The following is a 19,355-nucleotide window of genomic DNA, read 5'->3' as shown; positions in this document are numbered from 1 at the left end:
TATGGAAAACGCAGGATTAAGAGCATTTTTAGCAGTGATTTTAAGCATGGTTATACTTTTTGGTAGCCAGTATTTATACACAAAGTATTATAAGCCACAAAATCAACCAGTTCAGCAAAAACAAGAAGTTAAAAAAGAGGAAAAACCTGTTGCTCCGCAAACTCTTTATTTTCCTTCTGACAAAAAAGAAGAAACAAAACCTGCAGTCAAAGATGTCAAGTATAAGGAAGTGGTTGTAGAAAATGAAGTCTTCAAAGTGGTTCTTTCAAACGAAGGTGCAACTATTAAATCAGTGGAATTGAAAAAATATAAAGATTCAAAGGGTAATCCCATTAAACTTTCTTCCAGTCAAATTCCAGCAATTTCAATAATTAAGGATGGTAAATTTGATTATGCAAAGATTATTTTCAATGTAGACGATTCAAAGGCAACATTTAAAAATTCCAGTGAAGCAGTGGTGGTATTTAACTGGAGTGATGGGAGCAGTTCAATTAAAAGAAGTTTCATTTTTAATAAAGCTGATTACTCAATTGATTTAAAAGAAGAGATAAGTGGTGTTGGTTCTTATTATGTAACACTGGGGGAGGATTTTGGAATTTTTGATAAAACAGGTGCACCTCACTGGGGTCCTGTGATTTTAAAAGAAGCTGAGAGAGTTGAGCTCAATCCTTCAAAAATAAAGGAACCTGTTACATACAGAGAAGGTGTAAAATGGATTGCGCAGGAGGATAAATACTTTTTTTCAGCCATTGTTCCTGTAAGTAAAGCTCAACAATTCGTTGTTTTACCTTATAATGGAAATGCTTTAACAGCAGTTGAATTTCAGGATGGAACAAATCAGTATAAAGTATTTACTGCGCCAAAAGATTATGATTATCTCAAAAAATTTAATGTTGGGCTTGAGCACATAGTGGATTTTGGATTTTTCTCAATTATAGCCCGTCCTCTTTTTTGGTTTTTAAAGCTTCTTTATAGCTTCACTGGAAATTACGGAATTGCCATAATAATTCTCACAATACTTGTAAGAATTCCCTTTATTCCTATAGTTAATCGTGGGCAGAAGTCAATGCAAAAGCTCAGTGAGCTTCAGCCAAAATTAATGCAATTGAAAGAACAATACAAAAACGATCCCCAGAGACTTCAAAAGGAGATGATGGAACTTTACAAAAAATACAAAATCAATCCAATGAGTGGATGTCTTCCCATACTTCTTCAGATTCCTGTATTTTTTGCTCTCTATAAAATCCTTACAATAGCCATTGAGCTCAGGCAGGCTCCATTCATGTTATGGATTCAAGACCTTTCAGCAAAGGACCCCTACTATATTCTACCCATTTTAATGGGTGCTACAATGTTGATTCAACAAAAGATGACTCCTTCAACTGCCGATCCAACCCAACAAAAAATAATGTTACTTATGCCAGTAGTTTTTACATTTTTATTTCTGAGTTTTCCTTCAGGACTCGTTCTTTACTGGCTTATAAATAACATATTTGGAATAGTCCAGCAGTTTTATATTAACCAGAAGATAAAAAAAGCTAAGTGATTTCTTCAGAGTTTGACACAATTGCTGCCATAAGCACGCCCTTAGGAGAAGGTGGAATTGGAATAATCCGTATAAGTGGAAAAGACGCCATACCTATTGTAAGCAAAATATTTCATAGCCCAAGGGGAGTAAAACTTTCAGATGTAAAGAGTCATACGATTCACTACGGTTTTATAATTGATCCTAAAACAGGGCAGAAGATTGATGAAGTTTTGGTGACTGTTATGCGAGCTCCAAATACTTACACCAGAGAAGATGTGGTGGAAATTAACTGTCATGCCGGATATGTGACATTAAAAAAGATTCTTGACCTTGTTGTCTGTCTTGGTGCTCGTCTTGCTGAGCCAGGAGAGTTTACAAAAAGGGCATTTTTAAGAGGTAGAATTGACCTGAGTCAGGCTGAGTCAGTAATTGACCTAATCAGAGCAAAAACTGAACAGGCTCAAAAAATTGCATTAGAGCATTTAAGTGGAAAGCTTTCCGAAAAAATCAATGAATTGAGAGACTCTCTTATGAGGGTTTGTGCTCATGTGGAAGCTTATATTGATTTTCCTGAGGAGGATATTGATGGATTAACCCATGAGCAGATTCAAAGTGAGATAAATCGTATAAAGGAGGAGATTAAAAGACTCATTGAAGGATATGAAGAGGGTAAAATCTACAGGGAAGGACTAAGAGCTGCAATTGTGGGTAAACCAAATGTTGGAAAGTCTTCATTGCTTAATGCTTTGCTGATGAAAGACAGAGCGATTGTAACAGAAATTCCAGGCACTACAAGGGATATTATAGAAGAATACATAAACATTAAGGGAATGCCTCTTAAGATTGTTGATACTGCAGGTATCCGTGAAGCCCATGATCTTGTAGAGGCAGAGGGTATAAAAAGAAGTTTAAGGGCAGTTGAATTAGCTGAGCTTATTTTACTTGTCCTTGACAGTAGCAGACCCATTGACAGTCTTGATGAAGAAATAATAAACAAGGTAATCCATAGGAAAGTCATTGTTGTAATAAACAAAAAAGATATAAAAAGTAAGGAATTCCAGTTGCCAGAGACTCTTAAAGACAAGCCTGCTGTTGAGATCTCCGCTTTAAAGGGTGATGGAATACAACAGTTGAAGGAGCTTATTTTCAATACAACAATTTCAGGGAAGTATGAGCAAGAAGGAGTGATTGTGACAAAATTGAGACATAAAGTAGCACTTGAAAATGCCATTGAAGCCCTTGAAAATGCCCTTAAAAGCTTTGAAAAAAAAGAGCCTCTTGAGATAACTGCCATGTTTCTCAGAGAGGCTCTGAGTTTTCTTGGTCAGATTGTGGGTGTTGTTACCACTGAAGAGATATTGAATTTAATCTTCAGTGAATTCTGCATTGGTAAGTAATTATTTAGCCTGCTTAGGCATTTCTTCAGGTTTACTTCCAATCAAAGCCTGATTAAGTATTTCCTGTAAAGCCTTTTCATTAACCTCTACTTTGTGTTTCTTTTTGAGTTCTTCAATATAGCTGTTAAACCAGTCCTGCTGTTTTTTTGCTCTAAGCTGTTCAATCAACTGGGATTTAATTTGCTCAAACTGAATAGGCGTTCCCTTCACATCAGTAACTTTAAATATATAAAGCTGTCCTTTTAAATTCAGAGGCATGCTTACCTGACCTTTTTTCAGGCTGAAGGCAATATTTTCTATTTGTGGGTTGAGTTGTCCTTTTTTAAAGAATCCCATGTCTCCACCAGAAGCTTTTGTTTTTTCATCCTTTGAAATCTCCTTAGCTATTTTCCCAAAATCCTCACCTTTGTCAATTCTTTCATAAACTTTTTTAGCTTCGTCTTCATTTTTTACAACTATCTGGCTCAATCTTACTTCAGTTGGTCTAATAAACTGATCTTTATTTTTTTCATAATAATCCTCTGCATCTTTTTCACTAACCTGGGGTAAATTTTTCAACTCCTGCTCAAGCAACATGTTAATAAGTGTAATTTTTTTGAATTCTTCAACTCTTCTTTTAAATTCCTCTGACTTTGCCAGGTCTTTTTTCTTTGCTTCTTCATATAAAATCTCTCTTTTAATCAATTCATCTTTTAAACGATTAACACCTTCAGGTGAAGCAAGAAAGACTCTTGTTTGAGGAGGAAGACTCTTAAGGTCTTCCTGAAGTTCTTTTTTGGTAAGCTTTGATGAACCAGCTTTTACCACCACTTCGTCACTTTTACTACAGGCAAAAATAAGTGAAAAACTCAACAGAAAGATAAGAATTTTCAAATATTTCATATATAGCTCCTTTCAAAAAATTTTTTCTAATTTAACATTAAATGATAGTTTTAAGCAAATGTTGACAAAAAAAAGCTAAAATGGATATCTTAAAACTTCAATGATAGCATTTATAAAATTTATTGGCAGATACACCATAGAGCTTTTAATTTTTTTAGGAAGAATGTTTATCTTCCTCGTTGATTCAATTTATCATATTTTTACTCCTCCGCTTAAATTCAGAAATTTTCTCAGGCAGGTAAGATTTTTCGGCAATAAATCAATGATTGTTGTAGTCTTTACAGGTGCCTTTAGCGGAATGGTTTTAGCACTTCAGGGTTATCATGCACTAAATAAATTTGGCTCAGAGGCACTTTTAGGACCTGTTGTTGCCCTTTCCCTTATAAGAGAACTTGGTCCTGTGCTTTGTGCTTTGATGGTAACAGGAAGGGCTGGTTCTGCAGTAACAGCAGAAATTGGAATAATGCGAATTACTGAGCAGATTGATGCCCTTACCGTCATGGCAGTTAATCCAATGAAATATGTGGTGGTTCCCAATATTCTTGCTGGTATTGTTACTTTTCCTCTGTTAACGGCAGTTTTTGATGTGGTGGGTATCTATGGTGGATATCTTATTTCAGTTCATGCTCTTGGTTTAAGCGAAGGAACATACTTTTCTCAGATGGAGCTTCATGTTGATATGGAAGATATAAAAATCGGACTTTACAAATCTCTGAGTTTTGGTCTTCTTGTTACCTGGATATGCACATTTATGGGCTATAATGCTGGTTATGGAGCAAGAGGAGTCAGCAGAGCAACAACAAACGCAGTTGTGCTTTCAAGCGTTGTAATACTCATCTGGGATTATATTCTTGGAGCATTTCTCCTATGATAGAAATAAAGGAGCTTTACAAGTCTTTTGGAAAACAACAGGTTTTAAAGGGTGTTAATTTAGTTATAAATGAGGGAGAAGTTACTGCTGTTATTGGTAGAAGCGGAGGCGGCAAGTCTGTTTTGCTTAAACACATTGTTGGACTGTTAAAACCAGACAGAGGAAGTATATTCATAAAAGGACAGGATATAACAAAGCTAAAAGGAAACAAGCTTGATGAGATTAGAGCAGATATTGGAGTTGTTTTTCAGGGAGGTGCTCTTTTTGATTCAATGACAGTTTATGATAATGTGGCATTCCCTTTAACAGAGAAAACCAGATTAAATAAAAAAGAGATTCATGAAAGAGTTATTAAAGCTCTGAATGATGTTGGACTTCTTGGCATGGAGTATAAATATCCTGCCGAACTCAGTGGAGGGATGCGTAAAAGAGTCGCCCTTGCAAGAGCATTAATAGCCCATCCAAAAATAATCCTTTTTGATGAACCTACAACAGGACTTGACCCAATCCTGGTTCGTTCAATTCACAGTCTCATACGGGAGACTCAAAAACAGTATGGATTTACTGGATTGATAATAAGCCATGAAATCCCTGAAATTTTTGAAATTTCAGATAGAGTTGCCATGCTTCATGATGGAAGAATTGTAGCGATAGGAACTCCAGAGGAGATTCAGAAAAGTGATAATATGGTTGTAAAAAGTTTTATAATTGGCATAGAAAATGGAGGGAGCAATGAAAAGAGAAAGTCTTGAAATAGCAGTGGGCATATTTGTTTTAATTGGAATTCTGGCACTGGGCTATCTCTCTTTCAGGCTTGGCAAGATTGATATGTTTCAGACTGGCTATTATACTGTTTACGCAGAATTTGATAAGGTAGGAGGAATTAAAAAAGGCTCTGTTGTGGAGATCGCAGGAGTTCCGGTTGGTTCTGTTGAAAAGGTAACGCTTAATAGTAAATATCAAGCAGTAGTTGAATTGAAAATTCTTAATTCTATTAAGCTTCCAGAGGATTCAATTGCTTCAATAAGGACAAAGGGGTTGATAGGTGAAAAATATGTTCAGATTACACCTGGAGGTTCTGAGCAGTATATTGCTCAAAATGGTAAAATTAGAGAAACGGAATCAGCAATAGATATAGAGGAGGTGTTGTCAAAATATGTATTCGGCAAAATTTAGAATTTTAATCATTTTTGTGATGATTCTCTTTTCATCAGTCTGTTTTGCAGAAGACAAAATAGTGCTTGACCTTAAAGGATGTATTGATAGAGCAGTTAACTTTCATCCAGAGCTCGGTGAATATAAGCAGGATATTGAGATTTATAAAGCAAAACTCAGCGAAGCACAATCAGCAGCTTTTCCACAGATTGAGCTCATGGCTTTAGGAGGTCCATCTCCTGAAGCACGCAGAGATGCTATATCTCCAGAGATTAGAACTGATGTTAAATCCACCACAATAAACGGTGTTTTTGGTATGATTACAATGCAGGTGCTGCAACCAATTTATACCTTTGGAAAGATTTCAGGATACAGAACAGCTGCTCAGGGAGGTATAAAGGTTTCAGAAGCAGAACTTGAGAAGAAGCGTTCTGAAGTTATTTTAAAAACCAAAGAGCTTTACTGGAGTCTTGCCATGCTGAGAGATTTAAGAAACCTTGTCAATGAGATTAAAGATGAGCTTGAAAAGGCAATTAAAAGAACACAAGAGGATTTGAAAAAAGACATTCCCTCTGCTGATGAACTTACTCTTTATAAACTTAAAACCTACTTTGGTGAGGTCAAAAGAAACTTGAATGAGATTGACAAAAATGAAGCAATCATAATAGAAGCCTTAAAGTTCATGACAGGAACTCCTCAGAATACAAAGCTTGAGATAACTACAGAACCCTTAAAATATGAAGAAATATACATGAAACCGGATGAGTTAATTGCAAAGGCTTTTCAGCTCAGACCTGAGATGATTCAGATAAAAGAAGGTCTCAGAGCAAAACAGGCTCTTGTTGATGTTGAAAAGAGTAATCTTTATCCTCAGATATTTTTCCTCGTTAAAGGTTCTCTTTCTGGAGCTACAAATAGGGACAGAATCCACAACCCCTATATTTATGATCCTCTTAATGATTCAATGCTCGCTGCTGTGCTCGGAATGAAACTCAATATTGATTTTGGCATAACAAAGGGTAAAATAAGAGAGGCTGAGATTGAGTATCAGAAGGTGCTTGAAAAGAAAAAACTTGCTGAAAGCGGAATTCCGGTTCAGATTATGAAAGCTTACTATGAACTTCAGGAAGCAACAAAGTCTGCTCGGGATATGGATGAGGCCTATCAAAATGCAAAGAAATGGCTTGTAACTGCAGATGCAAACATTGATATGGGAGTTGGAGAGACAAAAGACCTTGCAGATGCGGTTTTAGCCTATGCCACGACAAGAGTAAATCATTTAAAAGCACTTTATAATCAAAAAATGGCTATCGCAAACTTGCTTCAGGCATCTGGACTTGATAGATAAAGGGAGGTTAAATAATGAAAAAATTAACGGTATTTTTATTAATATTTGTTTTTACAATATCCAGCGCCTTTGCTGTTTCCTCTCCAAAGGAACAGATTAAGAAAACTGTGGATAAGGTAATAGGCATTCTTAAAGACCCTAAGTACAAAGGAGAAAAAAAGACACAACAGAGAAGAGCTGCATTGAGAACAGAGATCAGCAAAGTTTTTGATTTTGAAGAGATGTCAAAGCGTTCCTTAGGTGTTTACTGGAAGGATAGAACTCCACAGGAAAAAAAGGAGTTTGTGGAGCTTTACAGGGACCTTCTTGAAAGGTATTACGCAGGAAAGATTGAATCATACACTGATGAGCAGATAGTTTATACAGATGAAAGAATTGAAAACGGTAGGTATGCTGAGGTAAAAACGAAAATAATAACAAAGGACAAAAAAGAGATTCCCATTGATTATAAGCTTTATTTCAATGGAAAAGAATGGAAAGTTTATGATGTTGTTATTGAAGGAGTCAGTCTTGTGAGTAATTATCGTAGCCAGTTTAATAAGATAATTCGTACTCATTCCTATCAGGAGCTTGTAAAAAGAATGAAAACCAAGCAAGCAGAAGAATTGATGAGGGAGAAGTAAGATGAAAATTTTTTTACTGGAAAAATCACCTTTTTTGTGGGATTATTTGAGCAGTTTTAAGGAGGATAATTTTTCAATTATAACCTTTTCAGATACTGATAATGCTTTGCAGAGCATTGAAGAGCACAGTCCTCAGGTAATAGTTTCAGGTGTTGATATAAAAGAGTCAGATTTAATAAATTTTCTTCAAAGAATAAGAGAAAAATACTCTCTGTTAATCCCTGTTTTAGCGGTGCTCAATTTTTACTCTTCCATAAATCTTGAACAATTAAGAAACCTGGGAGTGGATTTTATTGTTAAACCATTTACTTTTGAAGAATTTAAGCAGAAATTACAATCTCTGCTGGGCATAAAACATCAGTCAATTTCTATTGAGGAAGATGAATTAATTAATAAGCTCAGACCTTACATAAGCAGCGAAGTTAAAAGGGAAATGCAAAATATTTTCAAGCAAATTCTGGAGGTTATGCAGCAGAGACATGTTTAAAGAAAAGCTTATAAGTGAGATCTATCAACCTCAGGAAATTGAAACCAAGCTTTACAGCTTCTGGGAAGAAAATGGTTTCTTTAAACCAGACCCTAACCCTAAAAAAACGCCTTACTGCATTGTAATTCCTCCTCCCAATGTAACAGGGACTCTTCATATGGGACATGCTTTAAATGCTACGCTTCAGGATATATTAATCCGATGGAAAAGAATGCTTGGTTATGCTGCTTTATGGGTTCCAGGAACTGACCATGCTGGAATTGCCACTCAAAATGTTGTGGAAAGAGAACTTTTAAAGGAGGGACTGGATAGATATCAACTTGGTAGAACCGCTTTTCTTCATAGAGTATGGCAGTGGAAGGATGCCTGTGGAGATAAAATTATACAACAGCTTAAAAGAATAGGTGCTTGCTGTGACTGGAGCCGTCTTCGCTTTACAATGGATGAAGGGCTTTCAAGAGCTGTTAAAGAAGTTTTTTTAAGACTTTTTGAGGAAGGATTGATTTATAGAGATTTAAGACTTATTAACTGGTGTCCGAGATGTCATACAGCTCTTTCTGATCTTGAGGTAGAGCATGAAGAAATAGACGGGAAGCTTTACTACATAAAGTATCCATTAAAAGACGATTCTCGGCAATTTATTACAGTGGCAACAACCAGACCTGAAACAATGCTTGGTGATACAGCTGTTGCTGTTAATCCTGAAGACAAAAGATATAAAAATTTGATTGGTAAGCTACTCATTCTTCCTTTTATGAACAGGGAGATTCCCTTAATTGCAGACAGTGCTGTTGATATGGAGTTTGGAACAGGTGCTGTAAAAGTTACTCCATCCCATGACTTCAATGATGCTGAGATTGCTCAGAGACACAATCTTCCCTATGTATGTGTGATTGATGAAGAAGGAAAAATGACAGAGAAAGCTGGTAAGTATAAGGGACTTGATAGATATGAAGCGAGAAAACGAATAATTGAAGACCTTGAAAAGGCTGGACTTCTTGAAAAAATAGAAAAGCACAAACATGCTGTTGGACATTGCTACAGATGTAAAACAGTTATTGAGCCTTTGCAGACAGTTCAGTGGTACGTGAAAATAAAGCCTTTAGCTGAGGAGGCAGTAAGGGTTGTACAGGAGGGCAAAATAAGATTTATTCCTGAAGGATGGGTTAATAACTACTATGCCTGGATGCGTGATATAAAGGATTGGTGCATATCAAGGCAGCTTTGGTGGGGACACAGAATTCCTGTGTGGTACTGTGCAAAATGCAAATCAGAAAAAGGCGTTGAACACGGCGATCTGATAGAAATTTTATTCTATAAACCCTTTATCTTTGATGGAAGAGAAATTTGGAGCGGTACTTACAATGAATTAAGAAGGCTTGGCATAACTAAGGAAGAAATTGAACAGAGAGCAAAGATGATCAAGATTCCAAAAGAGGTATCCCATTTTGCAAGCAGAAATGAACCCCGTGTTTGTCCATTATGTGGCAGTGAAGAGATAATACAGGACCCTGATGTTCTTGATACATGGTTTTCTTCAGCTCTTTGGCCCTTTTCAACACTTGGCTGGCCAGAGGAAACAGAGGATTTAAAAAGATTTTATCCTACCAGTGTTCTTGTTACAGGCTTTGACATAATATTCTTCTGGGTAGCAAGGATGATAATGATGGGGATGAAATTTATGAAAGATGTTCCTTTCAGAGATGTTTACATTCATGCTCTTGTGAGAGACTCAAAGGGACAGAAGATGAGCAAATCAAAGGGTAATGTAATAGACCCTCTTGTTATGATAGAAAAATACGGAGCAGATGCCTTTAGATTCACTCTTGCAGCATTTGCAGCACAGGGCAGAGACATAAAGTTTTCAGAAGAAAGAGTTGAAGGATACAGGCATTTTATAAACAAAATCTGGAATGCCATGAAGTTTATAATGAGCTTTGTTTCTTTAAGAACAAAGCAAACCGTTACAATGCAAGAGTTGAGTCTCAAAAATAGATGGATTCTGTCAAGACTCTCAAAAACTATAGAAGAAACAAATCAATCGCTTAAGGCATACAGATTTAATGATGCAGCAAATTCAGTTTATCAATTTCTCTGGCATGAGTTCTGCGACTGGTACATAGAGCTAAGCAAGGTTGTGTTATACTCTGAAACAGAAAACAAGGAAGAAACTGTTAATTGTCTTTTTTACGTTTTTGAAAATGTCTTAAAGCTTTTACATCCCTTTATGCCATACGTAACTGAGGAAATTTGGCTAAATATATTAAAAAAAGATCAATCAATAATGATTTCTTCCTATCCAACCACTGATCTAATAGGCATAGATGAAGAGTCAGTTGAAAAAATGGAATACATAATGCAGGCAATCTCTGGAGTAAGAAGTATTCGTGGAGAACTAAACATATCTCCTTCAGTAAGTCTTGAGGTATTTATAAAACCAGCGTCTTCAAGGGCTGAGCAGGTTTTAAATGAAGGATATCAATTTATTTCAAAACTTGCCAGAGCAAAAACATTAAAAATCAGCAAGGACATTGTCAGGCAAAAAGGCTCAGCAGTTTCAGTAAAAAAAGAGTTTGAAATTTATATTCCTGTAAAAGAAATGATAGATATAGCCCAGGAGAAAAAGAGGCTTTTAAAGGAACTTCAGAAGACTGAAGCAGACATAAAATTTCTTAACAAAAAATTGATGAATGAAGATTTTATAAAAAACGCACCCAAAGAAGTAGTTGAGAAAGATAGGGAAAAGTATGAGGAGCTTTTAGTTAAAAGTGATAAAATAAAAGATAATCTTAAGATTCTTGAAGAATTATCAGATTAGGAGGAAAAGATGGAAGAAAAAATAGAAATTGAAGGGGAGAGTATGGATATAGTTGAAGCTGAATTTATCAATATAAAACAAAGCACAGCAAGGGCTATTGAAGCAGGCACCGCAGAAATGCAGCAAGTTTGTGCATTAAGTATTGATTCAGAAAGAGCTGAAATTACTCAAGGAGCAATAGGATTTGTAAGAGCTAATGAATTGAGCATGAATCAGTGCATAAGTGGAGTTTCAATGGGAGAGAAAACTGATGTTAATTTTTCTCTATGTCCTGTTGCCATTGGTAGAGAAGAAGCTGAAGTGAAAAGATCAGCAGCAGGTATAGTTATAGGAAGTAATGTGGAGGTTAAAAACTCTGCCAGTTTTATTTTAATAGGCAAAAACATTCAGGGAAATGTTACCACCCTTTTTAACTGGAAGAGTGCTCTTGCCATTACAGCAGTTGCAGGAGGCATTTACGGACTTTTAAGAATTTTTTTAAAGAGATAAGAGATAAATGTATAGTTCACTGATTGATGAAGTTTTCAGAATAGCAATCTTAGAGGATATTGGAAAAGGTGATATCACTTCAGAAGTAATTGTCCCTGAACAATGTAATGCCATTGCTCATATAATATGTAAAGAAAATTTGATTCTTGCAGGAATACCTTTTGTAAAAAGATTTTTCAGTATTCTCTCTTCATCATTCAGCATTCAGCCTGATAGCTTATGTTTTGAGGAACACTACAGAGATGGTGATTTCATTGAAAAGGGCGATACAATTGCCACACTTAAAGGCAATGCAAGATTGCTTCTTGCAGGAGAGAGAACTGTATTAAATCTTTTACAGAGACTTTCAGGAATTGCCACTTTAACAGGAGAATTTGTTAAAAAAGTTAAAGACCTTCCAGTAAAAATTCTTGATACAAGAAAAACAACTCCTGGATTAAGATTTATGGAGAAGTATGCTGTAAGAATTGCTGGAGGACATAATCATCGTTTTGCTCTTTATGATGCGGTTTTAATAAAGGACAATCATATTAAAATTGCAGGTTCTGTAGCAGAGGCAGTGCTTAGAGCTAAAAAATCTTGTATTTATCAGAAAATTGAAGTTGAGGTCAAAACTATTGAAGAGCTTGAGGAGGCAGTTAATGCAGGAGCAGACATTGTGATGCTTGACAACATGGAGATTGAAACAATGAAAAAGGCTGTATCCATTGCAAAAGGCAGAGTCCTGATTGAAGCCTCAGGTGGCGTTAATCTTGAAAATGTAAGAGAGATTGCTTTAACAGGTGTAGATTTTATCTCTGCTGGAGCCTTAACTCATTCTGCCAGAGCTGTTGATATAAGCATGAAGATAAGGGAGGTTTTATGAGCATTACTTATAAACAGGCTGGAGTTGATATTGATGAAGCAGAAAGATTTGTAAAAATGATTTCTCCTGTGGTGAAGACAACTTTCCGTAAAGAGGTTCTTACTGATATAGGACTTTTTGCAGGATTATTCAGGCTGGAGATAAAAAAATACAGAGAACCAGTGCTTGTTAGTGGCACTGATGGAGTGGGAACGAAGCTAAAAATAGCCTTTGAAGCAAACAGACATGATACCGTTGGAATAGACCTTGTTGCCATGTGTGTGAATGACATTCTGACAGTTGGTGCTGAGCCTTTATTTTTTCTTGACTATTTCGCTACAGGAAAGCTTAATGCAGAAAAGGCATCGCAGGTGATAAAAGGCATTGTTGAAGGATGCAGACAGGCAGGCTGTGCGCTTATAGGAGGTGAGACTGCTGAGCTGCCTGGCTTTTATAAAAAAGAGGAATATGACCTTGCAGGTTTTGCTGTGGGAGTGGTTGAAAAGAATGAAATAATTGATGGAAAGGAAATAAAAGAAGGAGATGCAATAATAGGCGTTGCTTCATCAGGACTTCACAGCAATGGTTTTTCTCTTGTAAGAAAAGTTCTTTTTGAGAGAGCAAAAATGAAAATAGACCAGTATGTTTCAGAACTGGGTTGCAGTCTTGCCGATGAATTACTGAAGCCCACTCAGATTTATGTTAAAGCCTACTTTGCTCTTAAGGGGAAAGTTAATGTTAAAGGCATGGCACATATAACAGGTGGTGGAATTCCAGGAAATCTACCAAGAATTTTCCCTGAAAATAAAACTGCTGTAATATATAAAAATCAATGGCAGATTCATCCAGTATTTCAGCTTATTCAGAAAGAAGGAAAGGTTAAAGAATCAGAAATGTTTAAAGTTTTCAATATGGGAATAGGCTATGTTTTTATCATTGACAGTAAAGATGTGAAAAGGGCATTGAATATTTTAAATAAAAAAGGATATAAAGCTTACTCAATTGGTGAAGTAATCAGAGGTAAAGGAAAAATCAAAATAGAATGAAGATATTTCATAAAGAAGCCCAATTAGGAGAAGTTCTTTTAAGATTTGTAGATTCCTATTCAGAGCCTTTGATTCTTTTTGATCCTGAAAGAATGGAAATAATCTACATGAATCAGCCTGCAAAAGATTTTTGGGGTGAGCATTCAGAGTTATCAGAATTTTTTGAACAACAGGAGTATAGAAATTTTATTAAATTAATTCATGATTGTCATAGCATAGAAGAGCAAAGGGTTATAAGTTATAGAAAAGATAATGGCAGTAAAGGAGTTTTGCTTTTCAGTTTATATCCAGTGGCTTGGGAAGACCAGAGGGTTGTGTTTCTTAAATTTAATGATATAACTGAAAAAATAAAGAAAAAAGAAGAAAAAAGAAGAAGAAATGCCCAGTTGATACTGCAGGATAAGTTAAAATCAATTGATCTGGTTACTTCAAGCATATCACACGAAATAAATAACATCTGTAATTTTATGGTTAATAATCTCCGAATTACATTTCAGGCATGGCAGGATGTTTTTAATCTTGTCAGAGAGTATGAGAATGAAAATGGAGAATTCTTACTTGGAGGAATCTCATCTGCAGAGATTGAAAAAATTATTCCAAAACTTATGCTGTCAATCATGGAGGGTATAACGAGAATTTCAGATACAATTGACGACTTTAGAAAATACATTAAAGAAGGTTTAAAATCTGAATCCTCAATTATTGATGTAAATGAATTGGTAAAGAGAGTAGTAACAATACTCAATCATCATATTTTTATGCATACAGAAAATTTTAATCTTAATCTTCAAGAAGGATTGCCAGAAATAAGAGGCAATACGCAAAAGCTTGAGCAGGTTATAATAAATCTGTTAATTAATGCCTTACAGGCATTACCAGATAGAAAAAGAGGAATTTTCCTATCTACAGGGATAAAAGGGGATAAGATATACATTGAAATCAGAGATGAAGGTATTGGAATCTCTAAGGATATAATGCCTTATATTTTTGAACCATTTTTTTCAACAAAATATTCATCAGGTGGCTCAGGTCTTGGACTTTATCTTTCAAAGTCCATTATAGAAGAGTTTGGTGGCGAAATCACGATCAAATCAGAAGAAAGCAAGGGTACGCAAATAATTATTTATCTGCCCTGTTATAAAACAGATGGAAAACTTTAATTACTCTGTTGCAATAATAGACGATGAGAGAGAGTCTTTATATACCTACTCATTAATTCTAAAACAGTCTGGAATTAATGATGTTGTTTTAATTGAGGACCCACGAGAACTTCCTGTTGTTTTAAAAGAAAGATCATTTTCTATTTTACTTCTTGACCTTTCAATGCCCCATATCTCAGGTTTTGAACTTTTAAAATACTTATCAGTGGAATATCCAGAAATTCCTGTAATTGTCTTAACAGCAATAAAAGACATAGAAACAGCTGTTGAGTGCATAAAAATAGGTGCTTCAGATTATCTGGTAAAGCCTGTTGAAAAAAATAAGCTGATTTCATCAATAAAAAAAGCACTGGAAATGAATCGCCTTAAGGAGGAGATTTCAGGATTAAAGCATCGCTTGATAGAGGATAGACTCGAACATGAAGAGGCTTTTTCAGAAATTATCACTGTAAATCAGAGAATGAGAGGTATTTTTAAATACGTAGAAGTAATATCCAAAACAGAGCAACCTGTTTTAATAACAGGTGAAACAGGAACAGGAAAGGAACTTGTAGCAAGAGCAATTCATAAAATAAGTGGCAGAAAAGGTGATTTTGTAGCAGTAAATGTTGCAGGGCTTGATGATAATATGTTTTCTGATACACTTTTTGGTCACAGAAAAGGAGCTTTTACAGGAGCTATCTCAACCAGGGAAGGACTTATTTCAAGAGCAAAGGGAGGAACTCTTTTTCTTGATGAAATCGGAGATTTATCTGAAGCCTCTCAACTTAAGCTTTTAAGGGTTATTCAGGAGAAAGTTTATTATCCTCTTGGTTCAGATATTCCAAAAAGCAGTGATGCAAGAATTATAGTTGCCACAAATCAGGATATACATGATATGGTTAACAGAGGAGCCTTCAGAAAGGATCTATTTTACAGACTTAAAGCACATCATGTTCATCTTCCACCTTTAAGGGAAAGAAAGGATGATATACCTGTTTTACTTGACCATTTTATTAAAGAGGCTGCAAAACAATTGGGGAAAAAACCTCCCAAGTATCCAGAAGAGTTATTAATACTTTTAGTGAACTACTCCTTTCCGGGCAATATAAGAGAATTAGAGATGATAGTTTATGATGCAGTAGCTCGATGTAAATCCTCTATTCTCTCACTGGAAGTCTTCAAAGACATGATAGACATAAGCAATTCCATTGATAAAGAGCTTAAAAGTGAGATAGTAAAATTTTATATACAGATGAGATTTCCCGATAAACTTCCCACATTAAAGGAGATGGAAGAACTCCTTATCCATGAAGCCTTAAGAAGAGCTAAAGGTAATCAGGGTATCGCAGCTAAAATGCTTGGTATAACAAGGCAGGCACTTAATAAAAGATTGCATAAACTGCATAAAAAATAGTCCCCTGAAAAAATTTTTTCTAAATTAAAGTCTCAGCAAATATGGTTGCACCCTTTTTATTTAAAAAGTCTCTGAATTATTTAGAAATTTTATCTGGCATATATATTGTTAATAGATGAAATAGATGAACCGATTAACTTTTCCATACAGCCCCCTGATAAGTTTAATCGGTGGACAGGGGAAGCAGTTGAGGTATGAAACCTCAAAGCTTCCCTTTTTTTATTTAAAAAACTAAAGAAGGAGGAGGTTTATGGAACTTACAAGACGAAGTTTTCTGAAAATCTCCACAGGCGCTCTGCTTCTCAGCTCGCTGGGGCTTAATCTTGAGCCTGCAAAAGCCTATGCAGCAGAGCTGAGAACAAAGGGCGCTAAGGAGACAACCACAGTGTGTCCTTACTGTTCAGTTGGTTGCAGCATTATTGTTTCTGTTAAGGATGGTAAAGTAGTAAACACAGAAGGTGACCCTGATAGTCCTATTAATGAGGGAGCACTATGTCCAAAGGGTGCATCAATCTATCAGATTGCAAACAATCCTTATAGGGTTACAGAACCACTTTATCGTGCACCTGGAGCTACAGAGTGGAAAAAGATAAGCTGGGAGGAGGCTTTAAACAAGATAGCACGGCTTGTAAAGAAGACGAGGGACAAGTATTTTATTAAAAAGAATGATAAGGGACAGATTGTAAACAGAGTAGATGCTATTGCTCATGTTGGTTCAGCTGCTATGGATAATGAAGAATGCTATCTTATTCAAAAATTAATGCGTTCCTGGGGGCTTGTCTACATTGAACATCAGGCGCGTATATGACACTCCGCTACTGTAGCGGCTCTGGCAGAGTCGTTTGGTAGAGGAGCAATGACAAATCACTGGATTGATTTAAGAAATGCGGATGTTATTTTAGTAATGGGTGGTAATCCCGCAGAAAATCATCCAATCTCAATGAAATGGATAATGAAGGCTAAGGAACAGAGAGGTGCCAAACTCGTTGTTGTTGATCCAAAATTCACGAGAACAGCTTCAAAGGCAGACCTTTATGTTCCAATTCGTTCTGGAACAGATATTGTATTTCTTGGTGGATTGATTAAATATATAATTGACAACAATCTCTATTTCAAAGACTATGTAGTAAACTATACAGATGCGTCATTCCTTGTTGATCCAAACTTTAAAACTGCTGAAGAGCTTGATGGCGTATTCTCAGGATATGATGAGAAAAAGAGAGCTTATGACAAATCCACATGGAAGTATCAGCTTGATGAAAATGGAGTGCCAAAGAAAGATCCAACACTTCAGCATCCAAACTGTGTTTTTCAGTTACTAAAGAAACAATACTCAAGATACACAATTGATACAGTAGCACAAATTACAGGAGCACCAAAGGAAAAGATTGAAGAAGCATACAAAATTCTCGCATCAACAGGTAAGCCTGACAAAGTCATGACAGAATGTTATGCAATGGGCTGGACCCAGCACACAGTAGGTGTTCAGAATATAAGAGCTTTTTCTATTGTCCAAATGTTACTTGGCAATATCGGAATGGCTGGCGGAGGAGTAAATGCTCTGAGAGGTGAGTCTAATGTTCAGGGCTCAACAGACCATGGAATTCTTTTCCATATCCTTACAGGATACAATCCCACACCGGTGGCGAGCGATGTAGACCTTAAAACATACATTGAAAAATACACACCGAAAACAAAAGAACCGAAGAGTGTTAACTGGTGGTCCAATAGACCAAAATACATTGTCAGTTATCTTAAGGCATTGTACGGTGATAAAGCCACAAAAGAGAATGACTTCTGTTACAGTTATCTTCCCAAGAGAGATGATGGACAGAACTGCTCATGGCTTATGATATTTGACCAGATGTACAAAGGTAATATTAAAGGATTCTTTGCCTGGGGACAGAACCCTGCATGTTCAGGTGCAAATTCCAACAAAACAAGAAAAGCTCTTGCTAAGCTTGACTGGCTCGTAGTAGTTAATCTCTGGGATAATGAAACAGCTTCATTCTGGCGTGGTCCTGGCATGGATCCGAAGAAGATAAAAACAGAGGTATTTTTACTACCATGTGCAAGCTCAGTGGAAAAAGAAGGAAGTATCACAAACTCAGGACGACTTGCCCAGTGGAGATACAAGGCAGTTAATCCTCCAGGCAAAGCAATGCCAGATGCAGAGATAATGAATGAGCTTTACTTCAGAGTAAAGAAACTTTATGAAAAAGAAAAGGGAGCATTTCCTGAGCCAATTATTCATCTTACATGGAACTATGGTGAAAAGGATGTAAATGGAAAAGTAAAACACATTGATACAAAGCTTATTGCAAAGGAGATCAATGGCTACTATCTTGAGGATGTGTATGATAAAGACGGCAAACTCATAGGTAAAAAAGGTGAACTTGTCCCGAGCTTTGTCTTTCTAAGGGATGATGGCAAAACCTCTTCTGGAAACTGGCTTTACTGCGGAAGTTTCACAGAAAAAGGTAATATGATGGCAAGAAGAGGGAAAGAAGATCCAACAGGACTTGGGCTTTATCCAAACTGGGCATGGTGCTGGCCTGTAAACAGAAGAATACTTTACAACCGCGCAAGCGTTGACCCACAGGGTAATCCATGGGATCCAAAGAGAGCTGTAATTAAATGGGATACAGCAAACAAAAAATGGGTAGGAGATGTGCCAGATGGACCTGCACCACCACTTGCAATGCAAGGTGGAAAGCTTCCATTCATAATGAAACCTCTTGGAGTTGGTGCAATATTTGGTGCTGGATTAGCAGATGGACCATTCCCGACTCATTATGAGCCACTTGAGTGCCCATTCTCTGAAAATCCTATTTATAAGAAACACAGAATAAATCCAACAGTAAAACTTTTTGGCACAGAGGCAGATGCATTTGTATTTTGTGACACAAGATACCCATATGTGGGAACAACTTATAGATTAACAGAGCACTGGCAGACAGGAGTAATGACAAGACATACAGACTGGCTACTTGAACTTGAGCCACAGGTATTTGCAGAGATTGATCCAGTGCTTGCAAAGGAAAAGGGAATAAAGAGCGGAGATAAAGTGATTGTCTCATCAGCAAGAGGAAAGCTCTGGGCAATTGCAATTGTGACACCGAGGTTACAACCTCTTAAGGTAATGGGTCAGACCATTCATGTTGTAGGACTCCCATGGCACTTTGGATGGCAGTGGCCCAAGGACGGTTCTGGTGGAGACAGTGCAAATCTTCTCACGCCATCAGTGGGTGATCCCAATACCATGATACCTGAGACGAAGGCATTCATGGTAAACATAGAGAAGGCATAGG

16 protein-coding genes are annotated in these 19,355 nt (G+C 36.5%); 15 read left to right on the top strand and 1 reads right to left on the bottom strand.

The genetic code is table 11. From position 1 onward, the window contains the following. Nucleotide 1: 1 nt before the first annotated feature. Nucleotides 2-1,546: a membrane protein insertase YidC gene (gene yidC / locus V4D30_RS04405; RefSeq protein WP_353685038.1), complete on the top strand. Its 1,545-nt coding sequence runs from the start codon at nucleotides 2-4 to the stop codon at nucleotides 1,544-1,546. After that, a complete protein-coding gene (gene mnmE, locus V4D30_RS04400; protein ID WP_353685037.1) occupies nucleotides 1,543-2,925 on the top strand; it encodes a tRNA uridine-5-carboxymethylaminomethyl(34) synthesis GTPase MnmE in 1,383 nt (460 codons plus the stop codon). The genes yidC and mnmE overlap by 4 nt, the downstream gene beginning before the upstream one ends. On the opposite strand, the gene V4D30_RS04395 is transcribed toward mnmE, so the two are convergent. Next, nucleotides 2,926-3,807, bottom strand: a complete 882-nt coding sequence (locus tag V4D30_RS04395) for a peptidyl-prolyl cis-trans isomerase (protein WP_353685036.1) — start codon at nucleotides 3,805-3,807, stop codon at nucleotides 2,926-2,928. 100 nt (nucleotides 3,808-3,907) lie between these two features. Between V4D30_RS04395 and V4D30_RS04390 the strand changes: the two genes are divergently transcribed. From V4D30_RS04390 to fdnG, 13 genes are all read left to right on the top strand, one after another. After that, nucleotides 3,908-4,678 (top strand): MlaE family lipid ABC transporter permease subunit, encoded by a 771-nt coding sequence (locus tag V4D30_RS04390; RefSeq protein WP_353685035.1) that lies wholly within the window; start codon nucleotides 3,908-3,910, stop codon nucleotides 4,676-4,678. After that, nucleotides 4,675-5,430, top strand: coding sequence for an ABC transporter ATP-binding protein (locus V4D30_RS04385; RefSeq protein WP_353685034.1), 756 nt, complete (start codon nucleotides 4,675-4,677; stop codon nucleotides 5,428-5,430). The genes V4D30_RS04390 and V4D30_RS04385 overlap by 4 nt, the downstream gene beginning before the upstream one ends. Continuing rightward, the gene (gene mlaD, locus V4D30_RS04380) at nucleotides 5,411-5,854 is read left to right on the top strand and encodes an outer membrane lipid asymmetry maintenance protein MlaD (protein WP_353685033.1); all 444 of its coding nucleotides are present in this window, start codon (nucleotides 5,411-5,413) and stop codon (nucleotides 5,852-5,854) included. The genes V4D30_RS04385 and mlaD overlap by 20 nt, the downstream gene beginning before the upstream one ends. Then, nucleotides 5,835-7,181 (top strand): TolC family protein, encoded by a 1,347-nt coding sequence (locus tag V4D30_RS04375; protein WP_353685032.1) that lies wholly within the window; start codon nucleotides 5,835-5,837, stop codon nucleotides 7,179-7,181. Before mlaD ends, V4D30_RS04375 begins: the two co-directional genes overlap by 20 nt. A gap of 14 nt (nucleotides 7,182-7,195) precedes the next feature. Continuing rightward, nucleotides 7,196-7,804: an ABC transporter substrate-binding protein gene (locus V4D30_RS04370; protein ID WP_353685031.1), complete on the top strand. Its 609-nt coding sequence runs from the start codon at nucleotides 7,196-7,198 to the stop codon at nucleotides 7,802-7,804. A 1-nt stretch (nucleotide 7,805) separates the two neighbouring features. Beyond that, complete coding sequence (locus V4D30_RS04365) at nucleotides 7,806-8,291, top strand: response regulator (RefSeq protein ID WP_353685030.1); 486 nt, start codon at nucleotides 7,806-7,808, stop codon at nucleotides 8,289-8,291. After that, nucleotides 8,284-11,109, top strand: coding sequence for a valine--tRNA ligase (locus V4D30_RS04360; RefSeq protein ID WP_353685029.1), 2,826 nt, complete (start codon nucleotides 8,284-8,286; stop codon nucleotides 11,107-11,109). Before V4D30_RS04365 ends, V4D30_RS04360 begins: the two co-directional genes overlap by 8 nt. Nucleotides 11,110-11,118: 9 nt before the next feature. Beyond that, entirely contained in the window at nucleotides 11,119-11,598 is a 480-nt protein-coding gene (locus V4D30_RS04355) for a hypothetical protein (protein WP_353685028.1), read from the top strand. Nucleotides 11,599-11,605: 7 nt separating this feature from the next. Beyond that, nucleotides 11,606-12,463, top strand: a complete 858-nt coding sequence (gene nadC, locus V4D30_RS04350; protein WP_353685027.1) for a carboxylating nicotinate-nucleotide diphosphorylase — start codon at nucleotides 11,606-11,608, stop codon at nucleotides 12,461-12,463. Then, nucleotides 12,460-13,488, top strand: coding sequence for a phosphoribosylformylglycinamidine cyclo-ligase (gene purM, locus V4D30_RS04345; protein WP_353685026.1), 1,029 nt, complete (start codon nucleotides 12,460-12,462; stop codon nucleotides 13,486-13,488). Before nadC ends, purM begins: the two co-directional genes overlap by 4 nt. Next, nucleotides 13,485-14,648 (top strand): PAS domain-containing sensor histidine kinase, encoded by a 1,164-nt coding sequence (locus tag V4D30_RS04340; RefSeq protein ID WP_353685025.1) that lies wholly within the window; start codon nucleotides 13,485-13,487, stop codon nucleotides 14,646-14,648. Before purM ends, V4D30_RS04340 begins: the two co-directional genes overlap by 4 nt. Beyond that, a complete protein-coding gene (locus V4D30_RS04335; RefSeq protein WP_353685024.1) occupies nucleotides 14,635-16,044 on the top strand; it encodes a sigma-54 dependent transcriptional regulator in 1,410 nt (469 codons plus the stop codon). The genes V4D30_RS04340 and V4D30_RS04335 overlap by 14 nt, the downstream gene beginning before the upstream one ends. A gap of 250 nt (nucleotides 16,045-16,294) precedes the next feature. Beyond that, nucleotides 16,295-19,354 (top strand): formate dehydrogenase-N subunit alpha, encoded by a 3,060-nt coding sequence (gene fdnG, locus V4D30_RS04330; protein ID WP_353685023.1) that lies wholly within the window; start codon nucleotides 16,295-16,297, stop codon nucleotides 19,352-19,354. Nucleotide 19,355 lies beyond the last annotated feature (1 nt).

The organism is Thermodesulfovibrio sp. 3907-1M (assembly GCF_040450955.1).
Taxonomy (GTDB): Bacteria; Nitrospirota; Thermodesulfovibrionia; order Thermodesulfovibrionales; family Thermodesulfovibrionaceae; genus Thermodesulfovibrio; species Thermodesulfovibrio autotrophicus.
This window is presented reverse-complemented; position numbering and strand designations above follow the sequence as displayed.

Coding starts and splice junctions, on each gene's coding strand:
- yidC (WP_353685038.1), top strand. CDS start 2: ATGGAAAACGCAGGATTAAGAGCATTTTTAGCAGTGATTTTAAGCATG.
- V4D30_RS04395 (WP_353685036.1), bottom strand. CDS start 3,807: ATGAAATATTTGAAAATTCTTATCTTTCTGTTGAGTTTTTCACTTATT.
- V4D30_RS04390 (WP_353685035.1), top strand. CDS start 3,908: ATGATAGCATTTATAAAATTTATTGGCAGATACACCATAGAGCTTTTA.
- V4D30_RS04385 (WP_353685034.1), top strand. CDS start 4,675: ATGATAGAAATAAAGGAGCTTTACAAGTCTTTTGGAAAACAACAGGTT.
- mlaD (WP_353685033.1), top strand. CDS start 5,411: ATGAAAAGAGAAAGTCTTGAAATAGCAGTGGGCATATTTGTTTTAATT.
- V4D30_RS04375 (WP_353685032.1), top strand. CDS start 5,835: ATGTATTCGGCAAAATTTAGAATTTTAATCATTTTTGTGATGATTCTC.
- V4D30_RS04370 (WP_353685031.1), top strand. CDS start 7,196: ATGAAAAAATTAACGGTATTTTTATTAATATTTGTTTTTACAATATCC.
- V4D30_RS04365 (WP_353685030.1), top strand. CDS start 7,806: ATGAAAATTTTTTTACTGGAAAAATCACCTTTTTTGTGGGATTATTTG.
- V4D30_RS04360 (WP_353685029.1), top strand. CDS start 8,284: ATGTTTAAAGAAAAGCTTATAAGTGAGATCTATCAACCTCAGGAAATT.
- V4D30_RS04355 (WP_353685028.1), top strand. CDS start 11,119: ATGGAAGAAAAAATAGAAATTGAAGGGGAGAGTATGGATATAGTTGAA.
- nadC (WP_353685027.1), top strand. CDS start 11,606: ATGTATAGTTCACTGATTGATGAAGTTTTCAGAATAGCAATCTTAGAG.
- purM (WP_353685026.1), top strand. CDS start 12,460: ATGAGCATTACTTATAAACAGGCTGGAGTTGATATTGATGAAGCAGAA.
- V4D30_RS04340 (WP_353685025.1), top strand. CDS start 13,485: ATGAAGATATTTCATAAAGAAGCCCAATTAGGAGAAGTTCTTTTAAGA.
- V4D30_RS04335 (WP_353685024.1), top strand. CDS start 14,635: ATGGAAAACTTTAATTACTCTGTTGCAATAATAGACGATGAGAGAGAG.